14 protein-coding genes are annotated in these 15944 nt (G+C 72.6%); 8 read left to right on the forward strand and 6 right to left on the reverse strand.

Features of this window, described 5'->3' with window-relative positions:
- Positions 1-280 precede the first annotated feature (280 nt).
- A complete protein-coding gene (locus AB0M16_RS21780) occupies positions 281-820 on the forward strand; it encodes a GNAT family N-acetyltransferase (protein WP_365345275.1) in 540 nt (179 codons plus the stop codon).
- On the opposite strand, the gene AB0M16_RS21785 is transcribed toward AB0M16_RS21780, so the two are convergent.
- On the reverse strand, positions 763-4071 hold the full coding sequence (locus AB0M16_RS21785) for a S41 family peptidase (protein WP_365345277.1): 3309 nt from the start codon (positions 4069-4071) through the stop codon (positions 763-765). The two genes, AB0M16_RS21780 and AB0M16_RS21785, sit on opposite strands and share 58 nt — an antisense overlap.
- Before the next feature lie 184 nt (positions 4072-4255).
- Here AB0M16_RS21785 and AB0M16_RS21790 point away from each other — a divergent pair, with 184 nt between their 5' ends.
- Both AB0M16_RS21790 and AB0M16_RS21795 read left to right on the forward strand, forming a co-directional pair.
- Positions 4256-4828 (forward strand): TetR/AcrR family transcriptional regulator, encoded by a 573-nt coding sequence (locus tag AB0M16_RS21790; RefSeq protein WP_365345279.1) that lies wholly within the window; start codon positions 4256-4258, stop codon positions 4826-4828.
- 108 nt (positions 4829-4936) lie between these two features.
- On the forward strand, positions 4937-7129 hold the full coding sequence (locus AB0M16_RS21795) for an MMPL family transporter (RefSeq protein WP_365345281.1): 2193 nt from the start codon (positions 4937-4939) through the stop codon (positions 7127-7129).
- Between the two features lie 97 nt (positions 7130-7226).
- Here the strand turns inward: AB0M16_RS21795 and AB0M16_RS21800 are convergent, their stop codons facing one another.
- A complete protein-coding gene (locus tag AB0M16_RS21800) occupies positions 7227-7589 on the reverse strand; it encodes an SsgA family sporulation/cell division regulator (RefSeq protein ID WP_365345283.1) in 363 nt (120 codons plus the stop codon).
- 150 nt (positions 7590-7739) lie between these two features.
- Between AB0M16_RS21800 and AB0M16_RS21805 the strand changes: the two genes are divergently transcribed.
- From AB0M16_RS21805 to AB0M16_RS21820, 4 genes are read left to right on the forward strand one after another with little or no spacing between them, the layout of a single operon-like run.
- A complete protein-coding gene (locus AB0M16_RS21805; protein ID WP_365345285.1) occupies positions 7740-8783 on the forward strand; it encodes an energy-coupling factor ABC transporter permease in 1044 nt (347 codons plus the stop codon).
- Positions 8783-9544 carry a cobalt ECF transporter T component CbiQ gene (gene cbiQ, locus AB0M16_RS21810; RefSeq protein ID WP_365345287.1) on the forward strand — a complete coding sequence of 254 codons (762 nt, stop codon included), beginning with the start codon at positions 8783-8785 and terminating at the stop codon, positions 9542-9544. The genes AB0M16_RS21805 and cbiQ overlap by 1 nt, the downstream gene beginning before the upstream one ends.
- Positions 9532-10287 (forward strand): ABC transporter ATP-binding protein, encoded by a 756-nt coding sequence (locus tag AB0M16_RS21815; protein ID WP_365345289.1) that lies wholly within the window; start codon positions 9532-9534, stop codon positions 10285-10287. Before cbiQ ends, AB0M16_RS21815 begins: the two co-directional genes overlap by 13 nt.
- A 39-nt stretch (positions 10288-10326) precedes the next feature.
- Positions 10327-11529, forward strand: coding sequence for a serine hydrolase domain-containing protein (locus AB0M16_RS21820; protein ID WP_365345292.1), 1203 nt, complete (start codon positions 10327-10329; stop codon positions 11527-11529).
- A 16-nt stretch (positions 11530-11545) separates the two neighbouring features.
- Here AB0M16_RS21820 and AB0M16_RS21825 read toward each other — a convergent pair whose 3' ends face one another.
- The 4 genes from AB0M16_RS21825 to AB0M16_RS21840 form a co-directional block, all read right to left on the reverse strand.
- Positions 11546-12061, reverse strand: a complete 516-nt coding sequence (locus AB0M16_RS21825; RefSeq protein ID WP_365345294.1) for an RICIN domain-containing protein — start codon at positions 12059-12061, stop codon at positions 11546-11548.
- A gap of 132 nt (positions 12062-12193) precedes the next feature.
- Positions 12194-13045, reverse strand: coding sequence for a DMT family transporter (locus AB0M16_RS21830; RefSeq protein WP_365345296.1), 852 nt, complete (start codon positions 13043-13045; stop codon positions 12194-12196).
- Complete coding sequence (locus AB0M16_RS21835) at positions 13042-13530, reverse strand: YbaK/EbsC family protein (protein ID WP_365345298.1); 489 nt, start codon at positions 13528-13530, stop codon at positions 13042-13044. Before AB0M16_RS21835 ends, AB0M16_RS21830 begins: the two co-directional genes overlap by 4 nt.
- A gap of 101 nt (positions 13531-13631) precedes the next feature.
- A complete protein-coding gene (locus AB0M16_RS21840) occupies positions 13632-15269 on the reverse strand; it encodes a penicillin-binding transpeptidase domain-containing protein (protein WP_365345300.1) in 1638 nt (545 codons plus the stop codon).
- A gap of 254 nt (positions 15270-15523) precedes the next feature.
- Between AB0M16_RS21840 and AB0M16_RS21845 the strand changes: the two genes are divergently transcribed.
- A complete protein-coding gene (locus AB0M16_RS21845) occupies positions 15524-15706 on the forward strand; it encodes a hypothetical protein (RefSeq protein ID WP_365345302.1) in 183 nt (60 codons plus the stop codon).
- Positions 15707-15944 lie beyond the last annotated feature (238 nt).

Below are 15944 nucleotides of genomic sequence, written 5' to 3' on the forward strand. Positions count from 1 at the left end.
CTGTCCGCCCCGCGTGCCCCTTCAGCCCCGCGAGCCCCCGCCCGCCGTGCGCTTTCCCCCTCCGCCCGCGCGGCCCCGTCCACCCGTGAGCCCACCCGTGAGCCCCGTCCGCCCGCGGCCCCTTCCGCCCGTGAGCCCACCCGTGTGCCCCGTTCGCCCGCGAGCCTCCGCCTGTTGACCTGGGCTCGCTGCCCTCCGCCCGCGGACCGCGCGGGGCGGACGGCTTCCGCCTGTGGATAACTTCCTGCACGGAAGCGGGAAGTTACGTACCGTGATCCCCATGTCCGTGAGTGAGCCTGTAGTTGAGCGCCTCCGATCCGATCACGCGCCCGCCCTGCTCGTCTTCGAGCAGGAGAACAGGGCCTTCTTCACCGCGTCCGTGCCCGATCGGGGCGACGCCTACTTCCGGGATTTCGACGAGCGGCACCGCGAGCTGATAGCGGCGCAGGCGGCCGGCGAGATCCATTTCCACGTCCTGGTCGGGCCGGGGGGCGAGATAGTCGGGCGGGTCAATCTCGTCGACGTCGACCCGGAGGCCGGCAGCGCCGAACTGGGCTACCGGCTCGCCGAGAAGGCCATCGGCCGCGGCGTCGCCACCCGTGGGGTGCGGGAGGTGTGCCGGCGTGCGGTGGAGGAGTACGGGCTGACCCGGCTCACCGCCGTCACCAGCCTGGACAACGCCGCCTCCCGGGCGGTGCTCGCCCGGGTCGGGTTCGGCGCCGTGGGTGGTGTCACGCTCGACGACGGGGAGCCGGGCATCGCCTACGAGCTGGACCTCGGCGGCAGTTTGGGCCGGGAGCGGTCGGGCACCGCCTCGTAGCCGGGCGGGCTCGCGGCGGGGTTCTCGTCCAGGAGCGCCAGGGCCACGTGCACGGCGTCGTCGAGCTGGGCGTGGCGGCCCTCGGCCCAGTCGAGCGGGGTGCGCAGGATCGCGAGGTCGGGCGCCACCCCGTGGTTCTCGATGGACCAGCCGTATTCCGGGAACCAGGCCGCGTTCATCGGGACCGTGATCTGGGTGCCGTCGCCGAGCCGGTGGCGCCCGGTCATGCCGACGACACCGCCCCAGGTGCGCTGGCCGACGACGGGGCCGAGCCGGAGCAGCTTGAAGGCGGCGGTGATCATGTCGCCGTCGGAGGAGGTGGCTTCGTCGGCGAGCGCGACGATCGGGCCGCGCGGCGCGTTGGTGGTGTACGAGACGGGCTGGGCGTTGCGGGTGAGGTCCCAGCCCAGGATCTTGCGGGTCAGTTTCTCTATGACCAGCTCGCTGATGTGGCCGCCTGCGTTGCCGCGGACGTCCACGATGAGGGCCGGCCGGGAGACCTCCATCCGCAGGTCGCGGTTGAACTGGGCCCAGCCGGAGCCGCCCATGTCGGGGATGTGGAGGTAGCCGCAGCGTCCGCCGCTGACCTCGCGGACCACCGCGCGCCGCTTGGCCACCCAGTCCTGGTAGCGCAGGGGGCGTTCGTCGACGAGCGGGACGACGGCGATGCGGCGGGCCCGGCCCTCGCCCTCGGTGGGGGTGAAGGTGAGTTCGACGGTGCTGCCGCCGGTGCCGGAGAGGAGGGGGTAGGGACCGGCGACCGGGTCGACGGGCCGGCCGTCGACATGCGTGAGGATCGCGCCCTCGCGGATGCCGGTGCCGGCGAGGGGTGAGCGGGCCTTGGAGTCGGAGGAGTCGCCGGGCAGGATCCGCTTGACCACCCAGCCGCCGTCCCGGAGCACGAGGTTGGCGCCGAGCAGGCCCTGGGCGCGCTGGTAGTGGGCCGGGCCCTCGTTGCGCCGGGCGGGGGTGACGTAGGCGTGGGAGGTGCCGAGTTCGCCCATGACCTCGCGCAGCAGGTCGGCGAACTCGTCCGGGGAGGCGACGCGTTCGACCAGGGGTCGGTACTGGTCGAGCACCGCGGTCCAGTCGACGCCGCCCATGTCGGGTTCCCAGAAGTAGGCGCGGACGATCCGGCCGGCCTCGTCGAAGGCCTGGCGCCATTCGGCGGCCGGGTCCACCTGGTGCACGATCCGCCGCAGGTCCAGATAGACGGTGGAGTCGCCGTCGCCGGACTCGGTGGCGGGGACGGCCCGCAGCTCGCCCTCGTCGACCACGACGAGCCGGGAGCCGTCACCGCTGATCGCGAACCAGTCGAGGTGCCCGACGAGTTCGGTCTTGCGGGCCTTGGTGATGTTGTAGTGCTCCAGCGTGGGGCGGGGGGAGGGGTCGGACGGGTTGGCGAAGGTCTCGCCGAGGGCGCCGGAGATCGGCCAGCGCAGCCACACCAGGCCGCCACCGGACACGGGCTGGAGTGCGGAGTACTTGGAGGCGGTCACGGGGAAGGGCGTGACCCGGTCGGGGAGCCCCTCGATCTCCACGGTCACCGTGCCGTCGCCCTCGGCCCCGCCCTCGTCGGCCGGGTCCATGCCGCCGGCGGCGGGCCGGCCGTCGGGGAGGAGTGCGAAGGGGGAGGGGGTCGCGGAGGAGAGCGGTACGAGATAGGGGCGGCAGCCGAGCGGGAAGGACAGGTCGCCGGTGTGCACGTCGTACACGGGGTCGAAGCCCCGCCAGGAGAGGAAGGCGAGATAGCGCCCGTCGCGGGTGAAGACCGGGTTCTCGTCCTCGAAGCGCCCGTTGGTGACGTCTACGACGAGGCGGGCGCCGGGGCCGGCGATGCGGGCCATCTTGATGGAGCGCAGGGAGCGTCCGATGCCCGGGTGGGACCAGGTCAGCCAGGACCCGTCGGGGGAGAAGGCGAGGTCGCGCACGGGGCCGTTGACGGAGCTGATCAGTTCCGTCACCTCCCCGTTGGATTCCTCGGTGGCGTCGATGAGCAGCAGCCGGCCGTCGCTGGAGGCGATGGCGAGCCGTTCGCCGTCGGGGTCGGACACCATCTCCTCGACCCTGCCGAGTTCGCCGGAGGCGAGCCGGCGCGGGGGGCGGTCGCCGGTGGCCCGGGGGAGGTAGGCGACCTCGATGGCGTCCTCGCCCTCGGCGTCGGTGACGTAGGCGACCTGGCCGCCGCTGCCCAGCATCTCGGGCAGCCTGACCCGGACGCCGGGGGTGTCGGTGATGACGCGGGCGGGGCCGTCGCGGTGGGTGAGCCAGTAGAGGCTGCCGCGCACCGAGACGGCGCTGGCCCGGCCGGTCTCGTCGACGGAGAGGCCGTCCACGTGGTGGGCGGCGGGCACCTGGTAGGGGCGCCGGCCGGTGCGCGGGCCGCCGAGCCGTACGTCGAGGCGGCGGGGCCGGGCGTCGGCGGTCAGCCGGTCGACGATCCACAGTTCGCCCGCGCACTGGTAGACCACGCGGTGCCCGTCGCTGGAGGCGTTGCGGGCGTAGAACTCGTCGTGGTCGGTGTGGCGGCGCAGGTCGGTGCCGTCGGGGCGGCAGGAGTAGAGGTTGCCGATGCCCTGGTGGTCGGAGAGGAACGCGATCCGCGTTCCGCCGCCGTCCTCGGCGGGCGCGGCGACGAACATGGGGGCGTCGAGGTGCCCGTCGAGGTCGGGGAGCAGTTGTTCGCCGTGCAGCCACAGCCGCCCCATGGCCCCGCCCCGGTAGCGCTTCCACGAGGCCGGCTCGTGCGGGGGCGTGCCGGTGAGCAGCAGGGTGCGGCGCTGGTCGTCGAGGTCGGCGACGGCGATGTGGGAGACCGGGCCCCAGGGCATCCGGCCGCCGGGCGAGCCGTCGGTGGGCACGGTGTACGCCCAGGAGTAGTACGAGAAGGGCTGGCCGTGCGAGGAGACGGCGAGGATGTCGGACCCCCCGTCCTCGCCGGGCGGTGACCAGCCGCAGACCCGGGTGTCGGTGGAGCCCCAGTAGGTGAGGCGCCGGGAGGGGCCGCCGTCCACGGGCGCGAGATGGATCTCCGGGTCGAGACTGCGCCAGCTCGTGTAGGCGATCTGGCGCCCGTCCGGGGAGAAGCGCGGGTGGCCGACCCGGGTCCGGTCGGCGGTGATCCGCCAGGCCCGGCCGGGGCGGTGGCCCTCGGGGACGAGGGGGGAGACCCAGAGGTCGTCCTCGGCCGCGAAGCACAGCAGCTCGCCGTGGAGGTGCGGGAAGCGGAGATACGCGAGGTCGTCACTCACCTCCTCATGCTTTCCGCGCGGAGGGGGTGCGGCAACTCGTACGTGAGTCCAATCCGGCGGCTGCCCCCGCGGACCTGTGGCCCAGGACACGTACGAAACGGTTTCGTTTCGCTAGGGGCACGGGTATCGTCTTGGTGTACGAAACGGTTTCGTTCGTGTCGCTCGTCGGAACAGGAGGCCGGACATGGCCCGCAGCAGGCTCACCCCGGAACGGGAGGCCGAGCTGTACGAAGCCGTGCTCGACCTGCTGCGCGAGGTCGGTTACGACGCCCTCACCATGGACGCCGTCGCCGCCCGCACCCGATCCAGCAAGGCCACCCTCTACCGCCAGTGGGGGAGCAAGCCCGAACTCGTCGCCAAGGCCCTGCGCCACAACAAGCCGGTCTCGCTCGCCGAGATCGACACCGGCAGCCTGCGCGGCGATTTCCGGTCCCTGCTGGAGCGGACCGACGACTGCCAGATGGAGAAGGACTCCGCGCTGATGCGGGGCCTGGCCCATGCCGTGCACAACAACCCCGAACTGCTCCAGGCGCTGCGCGAGCTGCTCATCGAACCCGAGATGACCGGCCTCCGCGAGGTGCTGGACCGAGCCGTCCGGAGGGGCGAGATCGAGGCCGGCAACCCGGCGCTCAAGCTCGTGCCGCACATGCTGATCGGAGCGTTCGTCGCCCGCCCGCTGATCGACGATCGGCCGGTGGACCACGAGTTCCTCAGCGCCTACCTCGACGCCGTCGTGCTCCCCTCACTCGGCGTCTGATCCACCAGCCCCACCCTTTCGCACCTCGCAGTTCCTGACGTCGCACCGCTCACGCCGTCGGGCCGGCTCCCCATGCCCTGTCCCACTCACCAATGGGAGTAAGCCCCCGTGGCCACGTTCCTGTACAAGCTCGGCCGCTCCGCCTTCCGGCGCCGACGGCTCGTCGCCCTGCTCTGGGTGGCGCTCCTCGCGCTCGCCGGTGTCGGGGCCGCCACCGCGCCCGCCGCGACCTCCAGCTCCTTCTCCATCCCCGGCACCGAGGCCCAGCGCGCCTTCGACCTGCTCGAGCAGCGCTTCCCCGGCGGCAGCGCCGACGGCGCCACCGCCCGCGTGGTCTTCAAGGCCCCGGCCGGTCAGACCATGAAGGACCCGGCCAACAAGGCCAAGGTCGAGAAGACCGTCGCCGCGCTCGAGTCGGGCTCCGACCAGATCGCCCAGGTCACCGACCCGTACACCGCGCAGGCGATCTCCCGCGACGGCTCGACCGCCTATGTCTCCGTCGCGTACAAGGTCAACGCGATGGAGCTCACCGACGCGACCCGCGACGCGCTCAAGGAGACCGGAGCGGCCGCGCAGGGGCAGGGACTCACCGTCGAGATCGGCGGTGACGCGCTCCAGAGCATGCCGGAGACCGGCGCCGGCGAGATCGTCGGCGTGATCATCGCGGGCATCGTGCTCGTCATCACCTTCGGCTCGCTCGTCGCCGCCGGACTGCCGCTGCTCACGGCGATCATCGGCGTCGGCATCGGCGTGTCCACCATCACCGCCCTCGCGAGCGTCCTCGACCTCGGCTCCACCACCTCCACCCTCGCGATGATGATCGGCCTCGCGGTCGGCATCGACTACGCCCTCTTCATCGTCTCCCGCTACCGCGCGGAGCTCGCCGAGGGCCGGGAGAAGGAGGAGGCCGCCGGGCGCGCGGCCGGCACCGCCGGATCCGCCGTCGTCTTCGCCGGCCTGACCGTGGTCATCGCCCTGGTGGGCCTGGCCGTCGTCAACATCCCGATGCTCACGAAGATGGGCTTCGCCGCGGCCGGCACGGTCGTGATCGCGGTCCTCATCGCGCTCACCCTCATCCCGGCGCTGCTCGGCTTCGCCGGTGACAAGGTCGTCGGCCGCAAGCAGCGCAAGGCCGCCGCGGCCGACCCGCAGGGCGTCGACCCGAAGCAGGACAAGCCGAACGCCGGTACCCGCTGGGCCCGCTTCGTCATCCGTCGCCCGCTGATGGTCCTCCTCGTCGGCGTCCTCGGTCTCGGCGCCATCGCCGTGCCGGCCGCCTCCCTGGAGATGGGCCTGCCGGACGACGGCGTGAAGCCCACCTCGGCCACCGAGCGGCGTGCGTACGACCTGCTCTCCGACGGCTTCGGCCCCGGCTTCAACGGTCCGCTGCTGGTGGTCGTCGACGGCGACAAGGCCGCCGCCGACAAGACCGTCTCCACGATCAAGGGCCTGGAGGGCTGGGCCGCCGTCACCCCGCCGACCCCCAACAAGGCCGGCGACACCGCGATGATCACCGTGATCCCGAAGGACCGCCCGTCCTCCGTGGCCACCGAGAGCCTGGTGCACGACATCCGCGGCGCCACCGGCGACGACGTCCTGGTCACCGGCGCCACCGCGATGAACATCGACTTCTCGCAGAAGATGAACGACGCGCTGCTGCCCTATCTGGCGCTGGTCGTCGGACTCGCCTTCCTGCTCCTCATGGTGGTGTTCCGCTCGGTCCTGGTCCCGCTGAAGGCGGCCCTCGGCTTCCTGCTCTCCGTGGTCGCCGCCCTCGGCGCGGTCGTCGCGGTCTTCCAGTGGGGTTGGCTGGGCAGCCTGTTCGGCGTCGAGCAGACCGGCCCGATCATGTCGATGATGCCGATCTTCATGGTGGGCGTGGTGTTCGGCCTCGCGATGGACTACGAGGTCTTCCTGGTCACCCGGATGCGCGAGGCGTACGTCCACGGGGCGCGCCCCGGCGAGGCGATCGTCACCGGCTTCAAGCACGGCGCCCGGGTCGTCACCGCCGCCGCGGTGATCATGATCGCGGTCTTCTCGGGCTTCATCGGCTCCAGCGAGCAGATGGTGAAGATGATCGGCTTCGGCCTGGCCGTCGCCGTCCTCTTCGACGCCTTCGTGGTCCGCATGGCGATCGTGCCGGCGGTGCTCGCGCTCCTCGGCCACAAGGCCTGGTGGCTGCCGAAGTGGCTGGGCCGGGTGCTGCCCAACGTCGATGTCGAGGGCGAGGGCCTGGCGGCCGCGCAGGGCGACGGCAAGGGCAGGGGCAAGGACGAGGACCGGGAGCTGGTCTCCGTCTGACCCCGTGGAACCTCCGGGGCCGCCGCACGAGCGGGCGGTGCGCCCCGGACCGCGCCGGAACCTGTGGGGACGGGGAGCCGACGCGACGCGTACGCCGTCAGCGTGCCTTCATCGGCGCGCGGGCGGCGTACGTGTGTGTGAGGAAGCGCAGCAGGGCGGTCGTGTCGAACTGGACGACCGCGACCCCGTCGGCGGTGTGGAACTCCACCACGGTCTGCACCCGTCCGCACGGCCAGACGCCGACGTCACCGCGCCGGGCGGGGGCGCGCAGTCCGGTCTCCAGGAGAGCGCGGGGGAAGGACCACTCGATGTCGCCGGGGAAGACGAAACGGACGGTGGCAGGCTCGAACGCGGGGTCGAAGCGGAGGGCCACCGGCACGGGCCGTGAGAGCGGGGCGTCGCTGATGATCCGGCCCTTGGCGTGGTCCTCGACTCCGTGGTCATCGGCGGCGCGGGGCATCGGGCGACTCCTCACACTCGTTCATCGTATTAGTCCTTAATGTCCCACTTTTTCCCGGCGCGCGCCCGGGCGGGGCGCGATGCCTCACTCCACTCCTGACCCCCGGGCGCTCTTGCAAACCGTTCGCAGGAGCGCTCTATCATTCGGGACGTGCATGTACCTGACGGATTCATCAACGCCCCCGTATCGGCCGCCGCCGGTGTCGTCGCCGCCGGCGCCGTAGCCGTCAGCCTGCGCGGAGCGCGCAAGGAGCTCGACGAGCGGACCGCCCCGCTGGCCGGTCTCGTCGCGGCCTTCATCTTCGCCGTGCAGATGCTCAACTTCCCCGTCGCGGCGGGGACCAGCGGACACCTCCTGGGCGGCGCGCTCGCGGCGATCCTCGTCGGGCCGTACACCGGCGTGCTGTGCATAGCCGTCGTCCTGCTCATGCAGGGCGTGCTGTTCGCCGACGGCGGCCTCACCGCGCTCGGCGTGAACGTCTCGGTCATGGGCGTCGTCACGGTCGTCGTCGCCTACGCCCTCTTCCGCGGCCTGGTCCTCCTGCTGCCGCGCACCCGCCGCTCGGCGGCCGTCGCCGCCTTCGTCGCCGCGCTCGTCTCGGTGCCGGCCGCGGCCGCCGCCTTCACGGCGATCTACGCGATCGGCGGCACCACCGACGTGCCCCTCGGCAAGGTGCTCACCGCGATGGTCGGCGTCCACGTCCTCATCGGCATCGGCGAGGCCGTCATCACCATGCTCACCGTCGGCGCCGTGATCGCCGTCCGCCCCGACCTCGTGTACGGCGCGCGCGGCCTGACCGCGCCGCTCAAGCTGCGCGTGGACGGCGAGCTGGTCGACGCCGCCCCGGCGGCCGCCCCCGCGGCCGTGCCCGTGGCGGCCCGTTCGCCGAAGAAGCTGTGGATCGGCGGTGTCGTCACCGCCCTCGTCCTGGCCGGCTTCGTCTCCTTCTACGCCTCCGCCAGCCCGGACGGCCTGGAGAAGGTCGCCGCGGACAAGGGCATCGACGCCAAGGTCCAGCCGCACGCCGCCGCCGACTCCCCGCTCGCCGACTACGGCGTCAAGGACGTCTCGAACGCACGCCTCTCCGGCGGTCTGGCCGGTGTCATCGGCGTCGGCGCGACCCTCGCCGTCGGCACGGGCGCCTTCTGGGTGGTCCGCCGCCGCAAGACCTCCGCCACCCCGCTGGAGGCCTGATGGGCGCCGGGCACGCGCACAAGCTCTACCGGCACGGCCACTCGCCGGTCCACGCGCTGCCCCCGCACACCAAGCTCGCCGCCGTCTTCGCCTTCGTCGTCGTGGTCGTCGCCACGCCCCGCGAGGCGATGTGGGCCTTCGGCCTGTACGCACTGCTGCTCGCGGGCGTCACGGCGGCGGCCCGCGTGCCGGCCGGGTTCGTGCTCGGGCGGCTCCTCATCGAGATCCCGTTCGTCGCGTTCGCACTGCTCATGCCCTTCGTGGTGCCCGGCGAGCAGACGCAGGTCCTGGGCATCTCGCTCTCCGTCCCCGGCCTGTGGGGCGCCTGGAACGTCCTCGCCAAGGGCACCCTCGGCGTCGCCGCCTCCGTCCTGCTCGCCGCCACCACCGAGCTGCGCGCCCTGCTGCTCGGCCTCCAGCGGCTGAAGCTGCCGCCGATGCTCGTCCAGATCGCCTCCTTCATGATCCGCTACGGCGACGTGATCACCGACGAGATGCGGCGCATGTCGATCGCCCGCCGCTCGCGCGGCTTCGAGGCGCGGGGCGTACGCCACTGGCGCGTCCTCGCCACGTCCGCCGGCGCCCTCTTCATCCGCTCGTACGAGCGGGGGGAACGGGTGCACCTGGCCATGGTCAGCCGCGGGTACACCGGGTCGATGCCGGTCATCGACGAGGTGACCGCCACCCCCGCCCAGTGGCGGTACGCCGCTGCCCTGCCCGCCGCCGCCCTCGTCGTCTGCCTCCTGGGATGGACCCTGTGACCGAGCACCCCTCACTGGACGTACGCGGCCTCGCGTACGCGTACCCGGACGGCCACCAGGCCCTCTTCGGCGTGAACCTGACCGTCGGTCGCGGCGAACGCGTCGCCCTGCTCGGCCCCAACGGCGCCGGCAAGACCACGCTCGTGCTGCACCTCAACGGCATCCTCACCGGCGGAGCCGGCGGCGTCACCGTCGCCGGGCTGCCGGTGGCGAAGAAGAACCTGGCCGAGATCAGGCGCCGGGTCGGCATCGTCTTCCAGGACCCCGACGACCAGCTCTTCATGCCGACCGTCCGCGAGGACGTGGCCTTCGGACCGGCCGCGGCCGGCCTCCGGGGCGCCGAGCTGGAGGCGGTGGTCCGCAAGGCCCTCGCCCGGGTCGGCATGGAGGAGTTCGCCGACCGCCCGCCCCACCACCTGTCCTTCGGGCAGCGGCGCCGGGTGGCCGTGGCGACCGTCCTCGCGATGGAGCCGGAGATCCTGGTCCTCGACGAGCCCTCCTCCAACCTGGACCCGGCCTCGCGCCGCGAGCTCGCCGACATCCTGCGCTCCCTGGACGTCACCGTCCTCATGGTCACCCACGACCTGCCGTACGCGCTGGAGCTGTGCCCGCGCTCGGTGATCCTCAGCGAGGGCGTGATCGCCGCCGACGGGCGGACCGCCGACATCCTGGCCGACGGGGAGCTCATGGCCCGGCACCGCCTGGAGCTGCCCTTCGGCTTCGTCCCCAGCTCGGTGGGCTGACCGACCCCGGAATCGGCGGGCGCCCCCGCCCGTTGCACCATGGGGGTCGGTCGTACGTACGAGAGGAAGCGTGGGTCAGTGGACGTCCGGGGCACGGTGGCGGCGGGTTTCGAGCCGGTCAGGGACGCGTTCCTGCGCAACTTCGAGGGGCGCGGCGAGCGCGGCGCCGCGGTCGCGGTCTACCGGGACGGCACGAAGGTCGTGGACCTGTGGGCGGGCACGAAGGACGTCGACGGTGACCAGCCCTGGGCGGTGGACACCGCGCAGGTCGTCCGCTCCGCCACCAAGGGCGTGGCCGCCGCCGTCCCGCTCCTCCTCCACCAGCGCGGTCAGCTGGACCTGGACGCGCCGGTCGGGACGTACTGGCCCGAGTTCAAGGCGGCGGGCAAGGACCGCGTCACCGTACGGCAACTGCTCGCGCACCGGGCCGGCGTGCCGGTGCTCGACCGCCCGCTGACCCTGGCGGAGGCGGCGGACCTGCCGACGGCGATGGCCGCGATGGCCGCCCAGACCCCCGTGTGGGAGCCGGGCACGGCCCACGGCTACCACGCCCACACCTTCAGCTGGCTGCTCGCCGGCCTGGTCCGGCGGGTCACCGGCCGCACGATCGGCCGCTGGGTCGCCGAGGAGATCGCCCGCCCGCTGGGCCTCGACCTGTGGATCGGGCTGCCGGAGGAGGAGGCCCACCGGGTGGGACGGCTGGGCCCGGTGGAGGAACGGGAGCCGGCCGACAGCGGGATGCCGCGGCTGCGTCCCAAGCCCGCGGTGACGGCGGCCTACCAGGACCCGGACTCCCTGACCCGCCGTGCGTTCGCGGTGATCGAGCCGAAGCCCGACGAGAACGACCCGGTCTACCGCGCGGCCGAGCTGCCCGGTTCGGCCGGCGTCGCCACCGCCCGGGCCCTGGCGCGCTTCTACGCGGCCACGCTCGGTCCGGTCGACGGCGGCCCCCGCCTCTTCGCCCCGGCGACCCTGACCCTGGCCCGCACCGAGGAGTCGGCGGGCCCGGACCGGGTCCTGGTGGTCAACACCCGCTTCGGACTGGGGCACATGCTGCACGGCCCGGCCTCGCCGCTGCTCGGCCCCGGCTCCTTCGGGCACCCCGGTCGCGGAGGCTCGCTCGGCTTCGCCGACCCCGAGTCGGGGATCGCCTTCGGCTACGTCACCAACGGCATGCGCAAGACGGTCACGGCCGACCCGCGCGCCCAGGCGCTGATCCGGGCGGTGCGGGCCGCACTGTGACCGTCCGGGCGGTGGGTCAGCGGAGGTACCACGTCTGGTCGGCGTAGTCCTCGCAGTCGTACTGGAAGGGCTGCCGGCCGACGTCGGTGCCCTGCATCGCCAGGCACTTCCCGCTGTTGTAGTTCTTCAGCTTGAAGACGTCGGGGTCGTCGGTCAGGACCTTCTGCCAGAACTGGTCGGCGTAGCCCAGGCAGTCGTACTGCACCGGGATCCTGCCGTTCTCGTTCCCCTGCACCACGAGGCACTTGCCGCTGTTGACGTTCTTCAGCTGGAAGACGCCCGGAGTGGGGGCCTGCGAGTCGTCCAGGACCCAGAACTGGTCCGCGTAGCCGAGGCAGTCCCAGCCGAAGGGGACGGCCCCGTTGTCGGATCCCTGCACGGCGACGCACTTGCCGCCGTAGGCGTTCTCGAGGTGGAAGCTCGGCTGCGGTTCCACGGACACCGCGGAGGCGGTGCCGGCGGAACCGGCGAGCGTGGTGACGGCCAGCGCGGCGGCGGCCAGGGCGGAGCCCCTCGTGCGCGTCCTGATCATTCTCGGATCTCCCTCGTAGGTGTGTGCGCGATCTTGATCAGGACGATAGGGGGGCAAGATCGATCTTGTCGTTGAGTTTGGGATGCGGAGTCATGATTCCGGTTGAGTGCCCGGTTTTGCCGGACTCCGCCCTCAGCTCGCGTACAGCATCAGTCCGATCCCCACGACCATCAGACCCGCCGCCGCGACCCGCGGGCCGCCGAAGCGCTCCTTGAAGAGCAGGGCACCGATGGCGTCCCCGACGATGATCGACGACTCGCGGAGGGCGGCGATCGGGGCGAGCGGCGCCTTGGTCTGGGCCCACAGGACGAGGGCGTAGGCGGCGACGGACATCACCGCGCCGAGCAGGCCGCGGGCCGCGTACGGCCGGAGCTCGGCGATCAGCCCCGAGCGGTGGCGGGTGAGGGCGTACGCCGGGATGACCAGGCCCTCCAGGAGCATCAGCCAGGCGATGTAGCCGAGCGGGGTCTGCGCGGCGCGGACGCCCACGCCGTCGACGACCGTGTACGCGGCGATCGACAGGCCCGTCGCCCCGGCCGCCAGCAGGGCCGGCCAGTGCGGCCGGGCCCCCTTGCCGCGAATGCCCCACAGGGCGAGACCGGTGAGACCGGCGGAGGCGACCGCGACGCCCGCCGACTGGCCCGCGTCCGGGATCTCGCCGACGAACACGGCGGCGAGCAGGGTGACCACGAGCGGGGCCGTGCCACGGGCGATCGGGTACATCTGGCCGAAGTCCCCGAGGTCGAACGACTTCATCAGCAGGGCGTAGTACGCGACGTGCAGCACCGCCGACACGATCAGGTACGGCCACGCGCCCGCCGCCGGCACCGGGGTCAAGCACACCCCGACGATGCCGAGGAGCGCGCCGCCGCCGGATATGAGGGTGAAGGACAGCAGCTTGTCCTCGATCCCGGCCGCGATCGCGTTCCAGCTCGCGTGGGTCACGGCGGCCAGCAGCACCGCCGCGGCGACCAGCGGCGTCACGCCGTGCGCTCCCTGACGTCCACGAGCGTGCCGCCCGCGTGGGCGATCAGCGCCTCCGGGGCGAGCGCGAACACGGCGTGCGGGGTCCCGGCCGCCGCCCACACCACCGCGTGGTCGAGCAGCCCGCGGTCGGCGAGCACCCGGGTGCGGGTGCGGTGCCCGAACGGCGGGACGCCGCCGATCGCGTACCCCGTCGTCTCCCGGACCAGCCGCGCGTCGGCACGCGTCACCGCCGCCGCGCCCAGCTCCTCCCGTACCCGTTCCACGTCCACCCGCGAGGAGCCGTCCATGAGGACGAGCACCGGCACCCCGTCCGCCGCGAAGACAAGCGACTTCACGATCTCCGACACCGCGCAGCCGATGGCCTCGGCGGCCTGCTGTGCGGTCCGGGTCTCGTCCGGGAACCGCCGGACCTCGACGTCGAGGTCCAGCTCCTTCAGGGCCGCGGCGAACCGGGGATGGGCATCAGCGTGCGACGTCGTCATGGCACCGCACGCTAGCGGTCCGTGTACGGGCCACGCGACCGGGTTCCGGGACGTGGGACCGCCCGGCCGCGCCTCCTCGGCCGGGCGGTCCCCAGGGCTTCCTAGTCCGCGTTCAGGACCCGGGCCACCACCGGGCCCGCCGCGTCCACACCGTGCCCGCCCCCCTCGACGAACGCGGCCGCTGCCAGGTCGTCCGAGTAGCCCGTGAACCAGGAGTCCGACGTGGTCTGGCCGCCGACCTCGGCGGAACCGGTCTTCGCGCCCTTGTCGCCGCCGACCGAGGACATCACGCCGGACGCCGTGCCGTAGCCCGCCGTCGCCGTCAGCCGCATCATCTGCCGCAGCTGCTGGGCCACGGACGACGGCAGCTTCCGCTCGGCGGTGGCGAACTCGCGGTCGTCCAGGTCCTTGGCGACCAGGTACGGCTGCTTGAAGCTGCCGTACTTCGCCGTGGCGGTGATCGAAGCCATGTTCAGCGGGTTCATCTGGACCGTGCCCTGGCCGATGTACTGCTCCGCCGCCGCGCCCCCGGTCTCCGCGGGGACCGATCCGTCGACCGACCGGATGCCCGTCTTCCACTCCAGGCCGATGCCGAAGACCTCCTTGGCCTCCTTGCCCAGCGCGGAGTCGTCGCCGACGTCGTCGATCTTCTTGATGAAGGCGGTGTTGCAGGAGCGGGCGAAACTCTTCCCGAACGTGGCGCCGTTCAGGGAGAAGCCCTCCAGGTTCCCGATCGTCCGGCCGTAGTACATGGCGGTCCGCGGGCACTCGGCGGCCTGGTCCGCCTTGACCAGGCCCTTCTCCAGCAGCAGCGCGGCCGTGACGATCTTCATCGTGGAGCCGGGCATCTTCTTGCCCTCGAAGGCCGCGTTGAAGCCGTTCGCCGGGCTGTTGGCGACCGCCCGTACCGCACCGGTCGACGGCTGGACCGCGACCACGGACGCCGAGCCGTACTGCTTCACGGCCCGCTCGGCCGCCGCCTGTACGTCGGCGTCGATCGTCGTCTCCAGCTTGCCCTCCTCACCCTTGGTGAGGGTCAGCAGCGACGTGTCGGGCACGCCCTCGACACCGGCGTCGACGACGACCTCGACGCCGGGCTTGCCGCCCGCCGTGGCCCCGTACCGCTCACGCAACTGGTCCAGGACCGGCCCGAGCGACGGGTACTTCTCCGCCGTCAGCGGCCGCCCCCTGCGGTCGACGGCCTGGATCGCGCCCGCCTTCGCGAACCCGGTACGGAGCGAGGCGCCCGGCTTCAGCTTCGGGTGGACCACGCTCGGCTTCCAGTCCACCAGCGGGCGCCCGGTGGTGAGCCCACGCACCACGGTGAGCTGCGAGGAGTACGTCCAGGGCTTGGACACCCCCGCGTTCGTGACGGTCGCCTTCACCGTGAACGGCACCGTGGCCCCCCTCGCCGGACCCGGGGTGATGGTGGCCGCGGAGACCGCCGCCTCCGCCCGGAAGCCCAGCAGCGCGGACCCGGCGGAGACCGGATCGTTCGTCAACTGCGCGGCCTGCTCGGACTCCCCGCCGGCCCAGGCCGCGAGGAAGTCCTTCGCCGTCGCCGTCACCTCCTCGTCGGTGACGGGCCCGGTCCTCCTGCCGTCCGACCCGGACGTCGACACCGTGCCGTCCGAACCGCCCATGATGCCGTTCCAGAGGTTGTAGCCCCCGTACCCGACCCCGCTCGCCACGACGACGAACACCCCGCCGACGATCGCGACCTTGGCTCCACTGCGCATGACTGCGCCTCCCTCCCCAGGTGTGGCCCTGGGCAGCCTAGGGGGCAGGAGTGACAGAGGCTACGGTCGTTACCGGAAAGCGACCGGACCGCCGGTTTGGCGCGACGGCCGTACGACGGCCCTCGCGCAGCTGACAGCTTCCTATGCTTGTCCTTCGCCCTCCATGGTGGTGGGCGGCGGAAGGTGGAGCTATGTCGGGCGGGATCGGAATCTGGCTTCGTAAGGCCGGCGGACCGCTACTGCTGGGTCTGCTCATGGCTCTCTACGCACTCGACGGCCAGGTGTGGCTGCCCACGCGCGTGCTGCTCTTCCTCGGCTGCGCCGGCGGAGTCGTGGAGTGCTGCGTGCAGACATGGAAGTTGGTTCGCGGCCAGGAGGGCAGGAAGGCGACGTCGGATCACCTGGTGGTGGCCGAACGCGGTGAAACCCCGTCATGAGCGACGTCGGTTCGCCGCGACAGAGCTCCCGGTCGATCAGGCGAAGCGCCGACGCGGGGCCGTCCGAGGTCCGCCGAAGGCCACCGGCAGCCACCACCGACAACCACGAGGGCGCGACCGCCGGTCGCGCCCTCGTGTCGTCCTCGTCCCGCTGGACCCAGGTGTCGAGCCACATCCTGTTCCGCCGACCTTCGGGGCGGCGCACGGGGTACTTCCGGGGCGGCTCCCGGACCGTCGG

The sequence above is a fragment of the Streptomyces sp. NPDC051921 genome (assembly GCF_040680975.1).
Classification (GTDB): domain Bacteria; phylum Actinomycetota; class Actinomycetes; order Streptomycetales; family Streptomycetaceae; genus Streptomyces.